Here is a 13697-nt window from a genome sequence, read left to right as displayed (position 1 = left end):
GCCAGTACGGTATTCGCTGCTTCAGTATTCGCCGCTGACGAGATTCTCCGGCGGCTCACCCGCGAGGTAGCGCGCGATTTCGGCGGTCGCGATGGTCCAGCCGCGCTCCAGATTTCCTGTGCTGCTGCCGCCGACGTGCGGGGTGAGCAGCAGGCCCGGTGCGTCCCACAGCGGGTGGTCGGCGGGCAGCGGTTCGGGATCGGTGACGTCGAGAATGGCGCGCAGGCGGCCGGATTGCAGTTCGGCGAGCAGGTCGTCGGTGCGGACCACGGGGCCGCGGGCGGCATTGACCAGGATGGCGCGGTCGGCCATCCGGGACAGGAAGGCGGCGTCGACCATACCGATGGTGTCGGTGGTGACCGGAACCATGAGGATGACCGCGTCGAAATGCGGGAGCAGGGCGGGAAGTTCGTCGACGCCGTGGACGCCGGCGCGGGCTCGGGTACCGACCAGTTCGACCGTTGTGCCGAAAGGCAGCAGCATGCGCTGCATCTCGGTGCCGAGGTCGCCCGCGCCGACGATCAGGACGCGCTTGCCGTGCAAGGTATCCGTGCGGTGCTGGGTCCAGCGGTGTTCACGCTGGGCGAGCGCGAATTCGGTGAATTCCCGGTAGACGGTGAGCAATCCGGTGATCGCCCACTCCGCCGTGCTGGCCCCGTGCGCGCCGCGACCGGTGGAGATCATGACATGCTCGGGCAGCCGTCCGACCCAGGTTTCCGCGCCCGCCGTGAGCAGTTGCACCAAGCGCAGTTTGGGCAGCGCCTGGGCCAGTTCGAGATTCTCGGGGCGGCTGGCCAGGAACGCGGGCACGAACACCTCCGCCTCGTCCGCCCCGGCGGGGAGCGGCTCGCCGAGCGTGTAGCGCAGCGGCCGCGCCCCGGGCAGCCGGGAAACCGCCGCGAAGCCGTGTTCGTCGGGCACCAGCACCGTCACCGTCATGAAACCGACGCTAGCCGACCGGGTGGGATCCCGGTCGGCGTGGTGGCACCGGACCTCGGTGTCCGGTCGATGACACAGGTGCGCGAGTCGATGACCCGGGTGCGCGAGTCAATAGCGCGGGTGCGCGAGCCAGCGGGCGGGCGCACCCATCAGCCACTGGATCAGGGCGACGGCCATGGCGATGATTCCGAGCGAGGACAGGGCCGGGGTGGCGAGCAGCCAGCCGGCGTCGAGCAGCGCCAGGCCGAGCACGACGAACATTCGGAGGGTTCCTATTGGGCGGCGGATTCTTTCGGGGCGGGGGACCCGCTCGGGCGACCGAGGAAACGGTTGACCGACCAGTTCGGCTTCGAGAGGGCACGTTTCGGCGCCATCTTGGCCAGGGGAACCACCGGCTTCCGAGGTGGCTCCACGTTACCCGCGGGCTTGGAGGTGGGTACCGGTTTCGTGAGTTCCTTTCGCGCGGCGGCCATTTCCCGTCGCGACTGACGCAGCTCGCGCCGCGCCACCTGGCCGCGCCGCGAGGTGGTCCAGATTCCGGCCAGCAGCAGGATCGTTCCGGCCGCGCCGGCCGCGCCGATCACCATCCCGTACGCGAACAACAGTCCGCTCGAGCCGTGATAGGTGTGATCGAATACAGTGAAGCCGTTGGGAAGTGCGTGTGAGTCACCGCTGTTGGCCGCGACCCCGGCCACACCCACGGTCACAGCACCCAGCAGAGCGATGAGCCCGATGATTGTGAACATATCGGGGCAATGCCCGCTGCCGCGCAGGCCAAACCCCGATTCGGCAGGTTGTCCGGCGAGTCCCCCTGTTTGTCCGCCGAATTCGTGGCTATGCCCGGAATGCGAACTCACGCACTATGAACGGGAGCGAACCGATGTCGACCTACACCTACGAAATGCCGCACTTCGCCTCCGAGGCGACCCTCGCCGAACGCGCCCTGCGCGGCATGGACTCCACCAGCGCGGTCACCGTCGATCGCGCGGCCGAGACCATCACGGTCACCTCCTCACTCACCTACGGCGAGGTCCTCGACACCATCCGAGGCCAGGGCTTCTCGGCCAAATAGCGCCCGGCCCCGCCGTCAGCGGGTGACCACCAGTTTCATCGGTGTCTCGAGCAGCGCGTCGATGGACTCCTCCCACTCCGCACTGCGAGTGGTGACGATCGAGGGATCGAACCTGCCGGTGACGACCAGGTCGAGAACGGCCGGAATGGCCGGGCGGGCGTGGGCGCGGCCGGTGTGGAAGGTGCAGCAGCGCGAGTACATCGCGAGCAGCGGCAGCTCGACGTCTTCGCGTTGCACGCTGACGCTGGTGCAGGTGCCGTCCGGGGCGGTGGCGTTGATCGCGGCGCGCAGCGCGGTGGCGCCGCCACACGCCTCTACGGTGACGGGGAATCGCCCGACTCGCGCGTCGGGGCCGGCCTCGACGGCTTCGGCGCCGAATCGCGTTGCGATCTCCAGCCGTTCGGGTTCGGTGTCGACATAGACGACCCGCGACGAGCCCAACGCGACCGCCAATCCGGCTGCGTAGAGGCCGATCGACGCCGCCGCGGGGCCGCCGAGCACCAGCACCTCCGCCCCCGGCTCGGCCGAGAGCCGCGGTCCCACAGTGCGATACGCGTCGGGAATATTGTCGCTGGCGCTGGCCACCGCGGCCGGGTCGATGCCGTCGGGGAGCGGAACGAGCATGGCGTCGGCATGCGGAACCACGGCGAGGTCCGCCCAGAGGCCGCCCCAGTTCAACCCACCCATCGCGCCGAGACCGAAGGTCGACATCATCGGGTGGCTCGCGCAGTTGCCGGTCCGCCCGCGTCGGCACGGTTCGCAAGTGCCACAGGAAATTTGGAACGGCACCACGACCCGGTCGCCGACCGCGACCGTGCGGACGTCCTCTCCGACCGCCACGACCTCGGCGACACCTTCGTGGCCGAAAGGGAACGGACCGGGCAGCGGGAATCCACCGCGCAGCACGGCCGGATCGAGGTCGCAGGTCGCCAGCGCCACCGGCCGGACCAGTGCCTGATCCGGATGGTCGAGCGTCGGTTCGGGGCAGTCTTCCCAGCGCAGGCGTCCGGGACCGTCCAGCATCAATCTCCGCATGGACTAGAGTTTCGCTAGAACGTTCTTTCTAGTCAAGGGTGTGCGGAGGGCAGGATGTCGGATTCCAAGCGGCGGATCGTGGTGGCCGCGGCGGAGTTGCTGGCCCGGCACGGGTATCACGGATTCGGGCTCAAGGCGCTCAGTGGCGCCGCCGGTCTGCCCTACGGCTCGATCTATCACCATTTTCCCGGTGGGAAGGAGGAGATCGCGGTCGCGGCGATCGCGGGGACCGGGAACCTCGTCGGTCGGATGATCCGGCAGGCGCCGGACGACGTATTCGTTACGACCACAACGCTGTTCGGTTTCATGGCCGCGAAACTCGCCGACTCGGACTGGACTGATGGCTGCCCGGTCGGCACCCCGGCGCTGGACGGGGGCGGCGACGTGGATACCGTCCGCGCCGCCTGCGCGTCGGCCTTCGACGCCATGGAACGCGGATTCGCCTCACTTCTGGCGGATCTGGGATTGCCCGAGGCGGACGCGGCGGGTTTGGCGGTGACGGTGGTCGCGGCCTACGAGGGCGCGACCCTGCTGGCCCGGGTGCGCCGATCGGACGAACCTCTCGATATCGTCGCGGCACAGTTGGCCCGGCTGATCCGTGCTTCGCTGCGGGAGGCCGGAATCGGCGGGGGCTGACGACCTGCGCGCGGACTCACCGGGATACCGCAAAACTGGTGCCGGGCCCGGGGAGCGGTGGACGGCGGGAGAAGCGTGTGCCCGGCTGCGCATTCCAGCGCGACCGGACCGGCTCATCTTCATTCGGCGTCGGGGAGTGGCGGCGGACCACACCGCGAGCCGGATCGAGAGCCTCGCTTGCCGATCGATGCCCGGCGCACCCTCAGCCGGGTGGCACCGAGTCGAGGACATCCCGCAATTCGGCGAGAACGAGCGGAAGGTCTTCCAGCGCGGGCGATCCCAGGGCGATGCGCAGACCGTGCGGGACGTGCTGGGTGACGGCGAAGACGTCGCCGGTGCAGACCCGGACGCCGCGGCGCGACAGTTCGGCCGCGATGCGGTCCATGCGCTGGTCGGGGTCGATGGGGAGCCAGGCGAAGAACGAGCATGGATGGGCGATCGGCCGGAGGTCGCCCAGTTCCCGGCGCAGCACCTGCTGGTGGTCTCCGGCCGCGCGGCGGCTCGCGTGTTCCAGGGCGTCGACCGTGCCGTCGCCGATCCAGCGCACCGCCACGGCCGTTACCAGGCCCGGCGGGCTCGCCATGGTCGCGCGGAGCAATCGTCCGAGCGCGGGTTCGGCGCGCGGCGGGATGACCAGTATGCCGAACCGCAGACCGGCCGCGGCGCTCTTGGACAGACTCGAGATCCAGAACGTGCGCTCGGGAGCCAGGGTGACCAGTGGCGCGGGTGCGGGGTCGGCGAGGAAGGCGTAGGCCGCATCCTCGATCAGGAACAGATCGTGGTGCCGCGCAATCGAAACGAGGCGCTCGCGCCGCGCGCGGTCGAGGACCCACCCGAGCGGATTGTGCAGGGTCGGCATGGCGTAGACGGCGCGCACCGGTCGTCGCGCGCACAGCCGGTCGAGGGCGTCCAGGTCCGGGCCGTCGGCGGCGGCCGGGATCGGCGCGACATCGACTCCGTGGGCATGGGCGAGCAGCTTGAACCCGGGATAGGTGAGCTCGTCCGCCGCGACCACGTCTCCGGGTGAGAACAGCGCGCGGACAACGAGATCCAATCCGTGCTGCGCCCCGTGGGTGAGCACGACGCGCGCGGGGTCGGCGGCGATTCCGCGTCGATCCAGGAACTCGCTGACTATCGCGCGGTCGTGTGGCCGCCCGCCCGGCGGCTGTTGGCGCAGCAGAGCGTCCAGGTCGCCGCCGCCGGCGAGGTCGCGCAGTGCGGTGCGCAGCAGTTCCGCGCGGCGCGGCGACATCGGTTGCGTGAAGGCCAGATCCGCCCACACCGTGTCCGCGCCCGCCCCGTATTCGGCCGACGCCAGCCGCACCGATCGGTCCCGCACGAAACTGCCCCGGCCTGGCTCGCCGACGACCAGGCCGACACGCTTGAGCTCGGCGAATACCCGGGTCGCGGTGGCCACCGCGATACCGTGCCCGGCCGCGAGCTCCCGATGTGTCGGCAGCCGTTGCCCCGGGGCCCAGCGTCCCGCGCGGATCTGCGCCGCGAGTTCGGCCGCGACCTCCTGATACGTGCGCATCACCCGACTGTACCTAGGACAATTTCTTGATCGTCCTACATGACCGGTCCTACCGTCACGTCCATGACGATCTCGCCGACCGAACTGCCGGTCCTGGACTACCTGCACGCCCAGCTGGCCGGAACCCTGGCGGAGGGCCAGACCTGCCAGTTCCGGTATCCGACAGCGATTTCCCGCACCCTGGGGATCCGCCTGGCCGCGGTCGTCCTGGGCCGGGCGGTCGTCGAGATCGATACCGATCCCGCGGTGCACGGCAACCAGCAGGGCACGGTGCACGGCGGGCTGCTCACCGAACTGGCCGACGCGGCCATCGGCACCGCGCACTCCACGGTGGTCGGTCCCGGCGAATCGTTCACGAGCGTCGATCTGCGGGCGGTCTTCCTGCGCCCGGTCTGGCGCGACACCCTTCGCGCACACGCATACCCGACGCATTCGGGCCGCACCATCACGCACTACCGGTGCGATATCACCCGCGGTGACGGCAAACCGGTCGCCACCGTCACCAGCATCGTGACGACCCTCTCCGGTGAGCGCTCGCGGGGGCGGTGACGGAATCAGGGTGGCCGAGTGGGCGGGTAACGAACCGGGCGTCCCCGGCGTGCCACGGCGGCGGGAAGGCAACTCGATAGCAAACTCCCGGGCATGTCCCGTTCGCCCGGATATCGGCGCGGATAGCGCCCGCGTGGCCGCCTCGGTCCGCCGCGGCCCGTCGCCCATGCTGGCGACCGGGGGGCCGCCGCCGGGCGGGCCCGGGTGGGCGGTGGAGATGAAGTGGGACGGAGTCCGCACCATCGCGATCCGCGAGGCCGGGGAATGCACCCTGCTCAGCCGCAACGGCAATGACGTCAGCGCGGCCTATCCGGAGATCATCACTGCGCTGAAAGAGTTGCCCGGCAAGGGATCTCTGATCTTGGACGGCGAGATCGTGGCGCCGGACCGCGATGGAGCGCCCTCGTTCGGGCGGTTGCAGCGGCGGATGCACGTGGTGCGGCCGGGAGAGCAGCTGATCGGCGAGGTCCCGGTGCGGTTCTTCGTCTTCGACGTACTTCGTGTGGACGACCTCGACGTCACCGGCGAGACCTACCTCCAGCGCCGTGAGCGGCTGGCCGGGCTGCCGCTGAACGAACCGCTGTCGGCGCCGCCGCACTGGCTGGACGTGGATGCGGCACAGTTGCTGGAGGTGGCGCGGGAACATCGGATCGAGGGTGTGGTGTCCAAACGGACCGACTCGGTGTACCTGCCCGGCCGCCGGTCCCCGGCCTGGATCAAGACGCCGTTGCGGCAGAACACCGAGGTCGTGGTGGCCGGGTGGACGCCGGGCGCGGGCGCGTTCGGGACCACGTTCGGGTCGCTGATCATGGGCGCGCACGACGAGACCGGTCGGCTCGTCTACCTCGGCAATGTCGGCACCGGCTTCACCCAGGCCGCCCGCCGCGTCCTGCGCGGCGCACTCGACGGGATCACCGTCTCCGCAGCCCCTTTCGACCCGCCGCCACCGGAAGCGGCAGGGGCGGGCTGGCACTGGGTGGATCCGATCCTCGTCGCCGACGTCGAATATCGCGAATACTCCGGCGAGCGCCTGCGCATGCCCAGCTGGAAGGGGTTGCGCACCGACAAACCGCCCGCCCTGGTCTCGGTCCCGCCAGTGCGCTGAGGCCGCGTGCGAACCTCGCGATGGGGCAAGGCAATTGGCGTTATCGGTGCCGATCGACCACAATCGGAGGGATGGGCGGCGTAGGGGCACGGAAGCTACGCGAGCTTTCGGCTGCCGATTCACTGAAACGACTGGCGGGCGCGCAATACGGGCGAATCGTCTACTCGCGCCGGGGACTTCCGATCATCCGGCCGGTCAACCACATCGTCGAGGAGGATGTCGTCGTGGTGCGCGCGCACCTGGGCGCCAGCCTGCTGCGCGGTGACGGCCAGGTGGTGGCGTACGAGGCCGACTCGTTCGACGAGCACACCCGGCAGGGCTGGAGCGTGATCGTCACCGGGGTGGCGCGGGTGGTCATGGATCCCGAACAGGTGCAGCGCTACGAGACGCTGCTGGACCCGTGGATCAATATGCCGATGGACCACGTCATCCGCATCGAGGCCGAGATCGTCACCGGTCTGGAGCTGATCGACGAGGGCGACTGGACCCAGACCCAGCGCCCCTCGCCGCGCTGACCCGAGACACCACGCGTCACTCTGGACCACCGCGCACCGCGCCGACCCGACACCGCGCACCGCGCCGACCCGACACCGCGCACCGCGCCGACCCGACACCGCGCGCCGTGGTGACTGTGAGCCGCGGACCACTCCGGTAGCGTGACACGCCGTTGGATCGAGCGCCGCAATTCGTCGGCACGCTCGACGCGGCCGGTGTCTCGCAGGTGCGAACAGGGGGGTTCCGGCCGCCGGCACGCGGAAGGAACACCATTTGACAGCCTCGGAACGGCAGCTACCGGACACCGGCGCCGCACCCACGGACGAGGGATATTCGCGCGGCCTCTCACCGCGCACCATCCAGATGATCGCCATCGGCGGCGCGATCGGCACCGGCCTGTTCTACGGCGCGGGTGGCGCGATCCAGAAGGCCGGTCCGGCGCTCATCCTCTGCTACCTGGCCGCCGGTCTGGCCATCTTCGTGATCATGCGGGCGCTGGGCGAACTGCTCACCTACCGCCCGGTCGCGGGCAGTTTCGCCGAGTACGCGCACGAATTCCTGGGCCGCTTCGCGGGATTCGCCACCGGCTGGACCTACTGGGCGGTCTGGGTGGCCACCTGTATGGCCGAGATCACGGTGGCCGGCAAATACGTGCAGTACTGGTTCGACATCCCGCAGTGGGTGACCGCGCTGGTCGTGCTGGGCATCATGTTCGTCGCCAACCTGGTGTCGGTGCGACTGTTCGGCGAGGGAGAGTTCTGGTTCTCCACCATCAAGGTGACCGCCATCGTCACCATGATCGTGCTCGGCCTGGGCGTGCTGATCTTCCACTTCGGCCACGCCACCAACCCGACCGTCACCAACCTGTGGAACGACGGCGGCGTATTCCCCAACGGTTTCGGGCAGGCGCTGCTGGCCCTGCAGATCGTGGTCTTCGCCTATGTCGGCGTGGAGCTGGTGGGCGTGACCGCCGGTGAGGCGCGCGACCCCAAGCGGACCCTGCGCAAGGCCATCAACTCGCTGCCGTTGCGGATCGGCCTGTTCTACGTCGGCGCGCTCGTGGTCATCATGTCGGTGTCGAGCTGGCGCACCTTCCACGCGGGCCGCAGCCCGTTCGTGGAGGTCTTCGAGCAGATCGGCATCCCGGGCGCGGCCGGGATCATCAACTTCGTGCTGCTCACCGCGGCGCTGTCGTCGTGCAACTCGGGCATCTACTCGACCGGGCGCATGCTGCGCAGCCTGTCGCAGCGTCAGGAAGCGCCGCCCGCGCTGGCGAACCTGAGCGGCCGGTCGGTCCCCGCGGCGGGAATCGCGGTCTCGGCGGCGGTCATGGTGATCGGTGTCGCGGTGAACTACTTCTCGCCGGACAAGGCGTTCGGCTACATCACCTCGGTGTCCACCATGGGCATCATCTTCGTCTGGGGCATCATCCTGGTCTGCCACCTGATCTACCGGGTCCGCGTCCAGCGGGGCGTGCTGCCGGGCAGTGACTACCGGCTGCCGGGAGCCCCGATCACCACGGCGCTGGCGCTGGCGTTCCTCGCGCTGGTCGTGGTGCTGCTGTTCTTCACCGAGGACGGCCGCAGCGCGCTCGTGGTCGGCGCGGTGTGGGGTCTGCTGGTGTGCGCGGCCTACCCGTTCATGTCCCGCAAATCCGCGGAAAACGCTGTCCACCATTAACTCCGGACCGGTCCGAGACGCCGCCCCCCCGCCACCCACCGGTGGCCGGGCGGGCGGCGTCGTTTCGCCCCGGGGCTCATTCCCCGTGCGAGGTAACGAAATCCGGGCATGCGCAGCGCACGGCGGGCGTAGCTTGCTTGGTGCAGGCTAGTTCCAGGGGTGAACATGAACGATCCGCGACGCTACGTTGTCATCGGCGGGGGGCTGGCCGGACTGGCCTCCGCGGTCTGGCTCGCCGAAGCCGGGAAACAGGTCACGCTCCTGGAACGCCGCGGACGGCTCGGCGGGCGCACGCACTCGCTGGAAGTCGCCCCGCTGCGCGACATTCCCGACAACGGCCAGCACGTGATCGCCAGCGGGTACGAGCATCTGTTCCGGTACCTGACCAGCGTCGGCACCCGGCAGTACGTGAGCTTCCCGCAGCAGGGCGTGCTGCGCTGGCCCGGCGGGCGCACCGCGATCATGGGCACCACCGGATTCCCCGCCGTGCGCGCCCTGCTCGGCGCCCACCCCGACGCGAGCGCCGCCGACCGGGTGCGCGCGGCCGCCGCCACCGTCAAGATGGGCTGGCAGAGTCTGCGCCAGCCCGGGGATCTGGCCGACCTCACCACCGACCAGTGGTTCCGCCGCCTCGGCATGCCCGACACCGCCCGCGAGGCGCTGTGGGACTGGCTGGCCCTCGGCATCGCCGCCGAACCGGTGCGGCAGGAATCGGCCAAGGTGTTCGCCGACGTGCTGGCCACCGGAATCCGCGTGGGCGTCAAGCGGATGCGGCCGGTCACCATCGGCTACCCGACCACCGACCTGGACACCCTGTTGGTCTCCGGCGCGCAGCGGGTCTTCGACCGGCACGGGGTGGACGTGAAATACCGGGCCGTGGCGCGCCGCATCCACATCACCGACGGCGCGGTCACCGGCGTCGAATTGGCCGGGGGCCAGGTGCAACCCGCTGACGCGGTGGTGTGCGCGGTCCCCAACTCCTACATCGGCGGACTGCTCGACGAGCTGCCCGAGCACGACCGCATCTATTCGGCCGCCGACAAACTCGGCTACACCCCGATCGTCAGCACCAACCTGTACCTGGACCGCCCGCTCGGCACCAAGGCCGCCATGGAGGCCCTCATCGGCGGGACCGGCGTCATCGACGAGGTCTTCGACCGGCAGCGCATGCACGGGCGCGGGACGCTGAACGGCTGGCTGTACTGCCTGACCACCAGCGGCGCGTACGAGCAGATTCACAAACCGCACCATGAGGTGGTCGACGAGCAGATGGCGCTGCTGCGGCGCTACTACCCGGCCGCCGAAGAAGCCGAAGTGCTGCACGCGCAGGTGGTTCCGATGCCGCGGGCCACCTTCTCGCAGGTGGTCGGCACCGACGGGCTGCGGCCGGACCAGGCCACCTCGGTGCCCACGCTGGTGCTGGCGGGGGATTGGACCCGAACCGACTGGTCGGCCACGATGGAGAGCGCGGCGCAGAGCGCGGCCAGGGCCGTCGACCTGCTGCTGACCCTCCCCGCCGTCCGCACCCAGAACCGGCGGAAGGTCATGCGCCGCTGAGGCGGCGAACCATCACTCGCGTTCGGCTCGCGACACGGGCTCGCGGAAGTAGTTGAGGATCAGCCGGGTGATGTCGGCGAGAAAGCGCTCGCGCGGGATGGGCGGGCCGTCCAGCAGATAGCGGATGGTCAGATGCTCGACCGTGCGCACCAGCATCCAGGCCGCCGCGTCGGCATCCACCTCGGCCGGAATCGGATACTGCCGCATGGACAGCGCGACCCGGGCCAGCTCGCCGATCTGCTGCTCGAACGCCACCACCGGGCCCGCGGCCGACAGCCGCGGCGTCTGCTCCACCACGGCCCGCAACAGTTCCCGGTCATTGCCGAGGGCATCCATGAGGTACGAGATCGTCTCCGGCACCGACACTTCCGGTGGACGGCCGATATTCGACAGCACCCGCGCGCGGACCCGCTCGGCCACCTCGGCGGTGTAGCGCTCGATGACCGCGGCCACGATCGCGTCCTTGTTCGGGAAGTACTGATACAGCGAGCCCGGACTGATATCCGCCGCCGCCGCAATGCGATTGGTCGACGCGCCGTCGTAGCCGTGGGTGATCAGCACCCGCTGGCCCGCGTCGACGATGCGGGCCACCATGGCGCGCGAACGATCCTGTTGCGGGGTCCGGCGCGGCGGCGGCACCGGGGATTTCGGGGTGCGGCGTTTCGATGTCATGGCGATTCGGGCGAGATCCGGAAATGCGAATTGAAGACGAGCGAAAAGTCGTGTCAGCGTGGGGACATGGTGTCACAGAACGCGGTGCCGGACCAAGGTCCGCGGGAGATCCGCGAGCCCGCGGGGCCGCTCGGACCGGACTCGCTGACCTGGAAGACCTTCGGGTCGCTGTACTTCCTGCCCAGTGCGCTGTTCGTCGGGATGGTGCAGAACATGCACCCGGGACTCGGGGCGGGGGTCGAATTCCATTCGGAGATCCACGACGAGTTCTATCAACGGATTCTGCGGTCGTTGTACCCGATCTACGGGGTGGTGTTCGACGGCGAGCGCGCCGAGCGGACCGCGCGGGAGATCGTCGGCTATCACCGTGACATCAAAGGCGTCGACGGACAGGGCCGCCGGTACCACGCGCTGGACCCGGGCACCTTCTATTGGGCGCACGCGGTGTTCTTCGTCCAGAACCTGCGGGCCGCCGACCTTTTCATGGGCGGGCTGAGCGGGGCCGAGCGGGAGCAACTCTGGCGCGAGCACTATCGCTGGTACGAGCTGTACGGCATGAGCATGCGGGTGGTGCCGACGAGCTGGCCCGACTTCCAACGCTATTGGGCCGACTTGTGCCGCGACACCCTGGAACCGACCAAGGCCGCTCGCGATGTCTTCCACCTCGTCGACACCGTGCCCGTACCGCCGTTCCCGCTGGTGGGGCGGCTGCCGAAGCCAGTGTGGGAACGCCTCGTCCGGCCCGCGGGCGGGCACTTCTATCGGTTCGTGACGATCGGGCTGTGCGATCCGGAGATCCGCCGCACCATGGGCTTCACCTGGACCGACCGCGACCAGCGGCGGTTCGACCGGCTCTGCCGGACGCTGTCGGCCATGAACCGGGTGACACCCGACGGGGTCAAGTACTGCTTCCCTCGCATCCACGCCGCCCGCCGCCGAGCCGCCGGGAGACGCCCGGCCTCGCTGGCACCTCCCGAAGCACCCGAAACGCTGTGGCCCGCCGCCGGACACCGCGCCGAGGGCAAGCACTACTGCCCGGTCCACGCCGATCGCGGCTCGGACCCGATCACCAGATTCCGTCAGCTGACAGGGTTGTGACGCCATGGCACACCCGTACGACTACCCCTACCGGCCGGGGATGCCGCTGCGCCCGGCGCCGCCGCGGGCCGTGCCGTCGGACCTGTGGTTCGAACCGCGGAAAGCCATGCTGGGCGCGTGGATCGACGTGCGCCGCGAACCCGTCGAGACGCCACGCACCCGGCTCATGGCCGATCACCTGTGGCAGGGCGACGAACCGATGGACGCGCTCGTCGCCGCGTTCGGCCGCCTCGGATCCGCGGGCGGTCGCCGCATGCTGAACCAGGCCCTCACACATGGGATCGACAGCCTCGACGACCCGCTGCCGGAACTCGTGAATCTGTTCGCGCTGTTGGACGATCCGCCCGGCTGGTACGACCCCGATCTGTGGGAATACGGCCGCCGGCTGTGGATCAACGTGTCGCTCGCGGGCAAGATGGCCATGGGCGTCCAGGACTTCATGGGAACCTTCGTCGGCGCGGAAGTCGCCTCTGCCGTCGGTCGGACGGGACGGTTCGTCCGGGACCCGTACCGGCGGGGCCTGGAATCCTCGGTCTGGTTTCGCAGCGTCACCGCACCCGGAGCCCTGGATCGTCGCAACCCGATCTTCCACGACACCGTGCGGGTCCGGCTCATGCACGCCCAGGTGCGAGCCATGCTCCGGCGAGCCTGGGGCGATGAGCATTTCGCCGAACACGGCAATCCCATCTCCAACGCCACCACCATGGGCGCGGCCGTCACCTTCGGCCTGTCACCGATCTGCTTCGACCATGCGCACGGGCGGCGCAGCACCACCCGGCAGCTCGACGCGGTCATGCATTACTGGGCCTATATCGCGCATGTCTTCGGCGTGGCCGACGAACTCATCCCGCGCACGGCGGCCGAAGGGATGGAACAGGCCGACTTCATGGTCGCCACCGCGGGCGTGGCTCCGCAATGGACCGCCGAAATGGCCGGTGCCGCGACCCGGCGCTTCACCACCGCCACACCGACCGGTCGCCTCCAAATCGCCGCCACCGCACCGCTGCTGGGTGCTCTGGCCTACTACAGCGGCGCGCCCCTGGTCCGGGCCCTGCTCGCGGACACACCGTTGAATTCGGTCCCGCTGCAACCGTTCTCGCAGCTCACCGCCTTCGCCGCCACCACGCAGGTTCGACTTCGTGCCCTCGACGACCGGCTGCCGGGCGCCCGCGCCCGCATGATCCGCCGCGCCCGCCACATCGACCCCATGTGGGACCGCAACACCAGAGTCGCGCGCTACCTCGCCGCCCGTGCCGGAATCCACGGCACCCCGTTCGACCACCACGACAGCACCGCCGACACCGCGCGCTGCCCGGTCTGATCGG

15 protein-coding genes are annotated in these 13697 nt (G+C 69.7%); 9 read left to right on the top strand and 6 right to left on the bottom strand.

Annotated features, from left to right (window positions below):
* Positions 1-21 precede the first annotated feature (21 nt).
* The 3 genes from ACQPYY_RS20770 to ACQPYY_RS20760 form a co-directional block, all read right to left on the bottom strand.
* On the bottom strand, positions 22-939 hold the full coding sequence (locus ACQPYY_RS20770; protein ID WP_379104264.1) for a 2-hydroxyacid dehydrogenase: 918 nt from the start codon (positions 937-939) through the stop codon (positions 22-24).
* Between the two features lie 108 nt (positions 940-1047).
* On the bottom strand, positions 1048-1200 hold the full coding sequence (locus ACQPYY_RS20765; RefSeq protein ID WP_357277651.1) for a hypothetical protein: 153 nt from the start codon (positions 1198-1200) through the stop codon (positions 1048-1050).
* Positions 1201-1211: 11 nt separating this feature from the next.
* Positions 1212-1685 carry a hypothetical protein gene (locus tag ACQPYY_RS20760; protein WP_433590633.1) on the bottom strand — a complete coding sequence of 158 codons (474 nt, stop codon included), beginning with the start codon at positions 1683-1685 and terminating at the stop codon, positions 1212-1214.
* Between the two features lie 134 nt (positions 1686-1819).
* On the opposite strand from ACQPYY_RS20760, the gene ACQPYY_RS20755 reads away from it, so the two are divergent.
* Positions 1820-2011 (top strand): hypothetical protein, encoded by a 192-nt coding sequence (locus tag ACQPYY_RS20755; RefSeq protein ID WP_379104260.1) that lies wholly within the window; start codon positions 1820-1822, stop codon positions 2009-2011.
* Between the two features lie 15 nt (positions 2012-2026).
* Here ACQPYY_RS20755 and ACQPYY_RS20750 read toward each other — a convergent pair whose 3' ends face one another.
* The gene (locus ACQPYY_RS20750) at positions 2027-3046 is read right to left on the bottom strand and encodes a zinc-dependent alcohol dehydrogenase (RefSeq protein WP_433590632.1); all 1020 of its coding nucleotides are present in this window, start codon (positions 3044-3046) and stop codon (positions 2027-2029) included.
* Positions 3047-3100: 54 nt separating this feature from the next.
* Between ACQPYY_RS20750 and ACQPYY_RS20745 the strand changes: the two genes are divergently transcribed.
* On the top strand, positions 3101-3682 hold the full coding sequence (locus ACQPYY_RS20745) for a TetR/AcrR family transcriptional regulator (protein ID WP_433590631.1): 582 nt from the start codon (positions 3101-3103) through the stop codon (positions 3680-3682).
* 202 nt (positions 3683-3884) lie between these two features.
* Here ACQPYY_RS20745 and ACQPYY_RS20740 read toward each other — a convergent pair whose 3' ends face one another.
* Positions 3885-5216, bottom strand: a complete 1332-nt coding sequence (locus tag ACQPYY_RS20740) for a PLP-dependent aminotransferase family protein (protein WP_433590630.1) — start codon at positions 5214-5216, stop codon at positions 3885-3887.
* Positions 5217-5279: 63 nt separating this feature from the next.
* On the opposite strand from ACQPYY_RS20740, the gene ACQPYY_RS20735 reads away from it, so the two are divergent.
* The 5 genes from ACQPYY_RS20735 to ACQPYY_RS20715 all read left to right on the top strand — a co-directional run bounded on the left by ACQPYY_RS20735 (position 5280) and on the right by ACQPYY_RS20715 (position 10602).
* On the top strand, positions 5280-5765 hold the full coding sequence (locus ACQPYY_RS20735) for a PaaI family thioesterase (RefSeq protein WP_433590629.1): 486 nt from the start codon (positions 5280-5282) through the stop codon (positions 5763-5765).
* Positions 5766-5898: 133 nt separating this feature from the next.
* Entirely contained in the window at positions 5899-6870 is a 972-nt protein-coding gene (gene ligD, locus ACQPYY_RS20730) for a non-homologous end-joining DNA ligase (protein WP_433590628.1), read from the top strand.
* Positions 6871-6941: 71 nt separating this feature from the next.
* Entirely contained in the window at positions 6942-7385 is a 444-nt protein-coding gene (locus tag ACQPYY_RS20725) for a pyridoxamine 5'-phosphate oxidase family protein (protein ID WP_379104248.1), read from the top strand.
* A 253-nt stretch (positions 7386-7638) separates the two neighbouring features.
* A complete protein-coding gene (locus tag ACQPYY_RS20720; protein WP_433590627.1) occupies positions 7639-9045 on the top strand; it encodes an amino acid permease in 1407 nt (468 codons plus the stop codon).
* A gap of 165 nt (positions 9046-9210) precedes the next feature.
* Positions 9211-10602 carry a hydroxysqualene dehydroxylase gene (locus ACQPYY_RS20715; RefSeq protein ID WP_433590626.1) on the top strand — a complete coding sequence of 464 codons (1392 nt, stop codon included), beginning with the start codon at positions 9211-9213 and terminating at the stop codon, positions 10600-10602.
* A gap of 12 nt (positions 10603-10614) precedes the next feature.
* Here ACQPYY_RS20715 and ACQPYY_RS20710 read toward each other — a convergent pair whose 3' ends face one another.
* Positions 10615-11274, bottom strand: coding sequence for a TetR/AcrR family transcriptional regulator (locus ACQPYY_RS20710; RefSeq protein ID WP_379104242.1), 660 nt, complete (start codon positions 11272-11274; stop codon positions 10615-10617).
* A gap of 66 nt (positions 11275-11340) precedes the next feature.
* Here ACQPYY_RS20710 and ACQPYY_RS20705 point away from each other — a divergent pair, with 66 nt between their 5' ends.
* Positions 11341-12372, top strand: a complete 1032-nt coding sequence (locus ACQPYY_RS20705) for an oxygenase MpaB family protein (protein WP_433590625.1) — start codon at positions 11341-11343, stop codon at positions 12370-12372.
* Positions 12373-12376: 4 nt separating this feature from the next.
* Entirely contained in the window at positions 12377-13693 is a 1317-nt protein-coding gene (locus ACQPYY_RS20700) for an oxygenase MpaB family protein (protein ID WP_433590624.1), read from the top strand.
* Positions 13694-13697: the final 4 nt, after the last annotated feature.

Source organism: Nocardia sp. CA-145437, from assembly GCF_050956485.1.
Classification (GTDB): domain Bacteria; phylum Actinomycetota; class Actinomycetes; order Mycobacteriales; family Mycobacteriaceae; genus Nocardia.
Note: the sequence above shows the minus strand (reverse complement) of the source record. Positions and strands in the feature narration are given on the sequence as shown.

What these genes read in the sequence shown, in the direction of transcription:
- ACQPYY_RS20770 (WP_379104264.1), bottom strand. Translation starts at nt 939, where the DNA reads ATGACGGTGACGGTGCTGGTGCCCGACGAACACGGCTTCGCGGCGGTT.
- ACQPYY_RS20765 (WP_357277651.1), bottom strand. Translation starts at nt 1,200, where the DNA reads ATGTTCGTCGTGCTCGGCCTGGCGCTGCTCGACGCCGGCTGGCTGCTC.
- ACQPYY_RS20760 (WP_433590633.1), bottom strand. Translation starts at nt 1,685, where the DNA reads ATGTTCACAATCATCGGGCTCATCGCTCTGCTGGGTGCTGTGACCGTG.
- ACQPYY_RS20755 (WP_379104260.1), top strand. Translation starts at nt 1,820, where the DNA reads ATGTCGACCTACACCTACGAAATGCCGCACTTCGCCTCCGAGGCGACC.
- ACQPYY_RS20750 (WP_433590632.1), bottom strand. Translation starts at nt 3,046, where the DNA reads ATGCGGAGATTGATGCTGGACGGTCCCGGACGCCTGCGCTGGGAAGAC.
- ACQPYY_RS20745 (WP_433590631.1), top strand. Translation starts at nt 3,101, where the DNA reads ATGTCGGATTCCAAGCGGCGGATCGTGGTGGCCGCGGCGGAGTTGCTG.
- ACQPYY_RS20740 (WP_433590630.1), bottom strand. Translation starts at nt 5,216, where the DNA reads ATGCGCACGTATCAGGAGGTCGCGGCCGAACTCGCGGCGCAGATCCGC.
- ACQPYY_RS20735 (WP_433590629.1), top strand. Translation starts at nt 5,280, where the DNA reads ATGACGATCTCGCCGACCGAACTGCCGGTCCTGGACTACCTGCACGCC.
- ACQPYY_RS20725 (WP_379104248.1), top strand. Translation starts at nt 6,942, where the DNA reads ATGGGCGGCGTAGGGGCACGGAAGCTACGCGAGCTTTCGGCTGCCGAT.
- ACQPYY_RS20715 (WP_433590626.1), top strand. Translation starts at nt 9,211, where the DNA reads ATGAACGATCCGCGACGCTACGTTGTCATCGGCGGGGGGCTGGCCGGA.
- ACQPYY_RS20710 (WP_379104242.1), bottom strand. Translation starts at nt 11,274, where the DNA reads ATGACATCGAAACGCCGCACCCCGAAATCCCCGGTGCCGCCGCCGCGC.
- ACQPYY_RS20705 (WP_433590625.1), top strand. Translation starts at nt 11,341, where the DNA reads ATGGTGTCACAGAACGCGGTGCCGGACCAAGGTCCGCGGGAGATCCGC.
- ACQPYY_RS20700 (WP_433590624.1), top strand. Translation starts at nt 12,377, where the DNA reads ATGGCACACCCGTACGACTACCCCTACCGGCCGGGGATGCCGCTGCGC.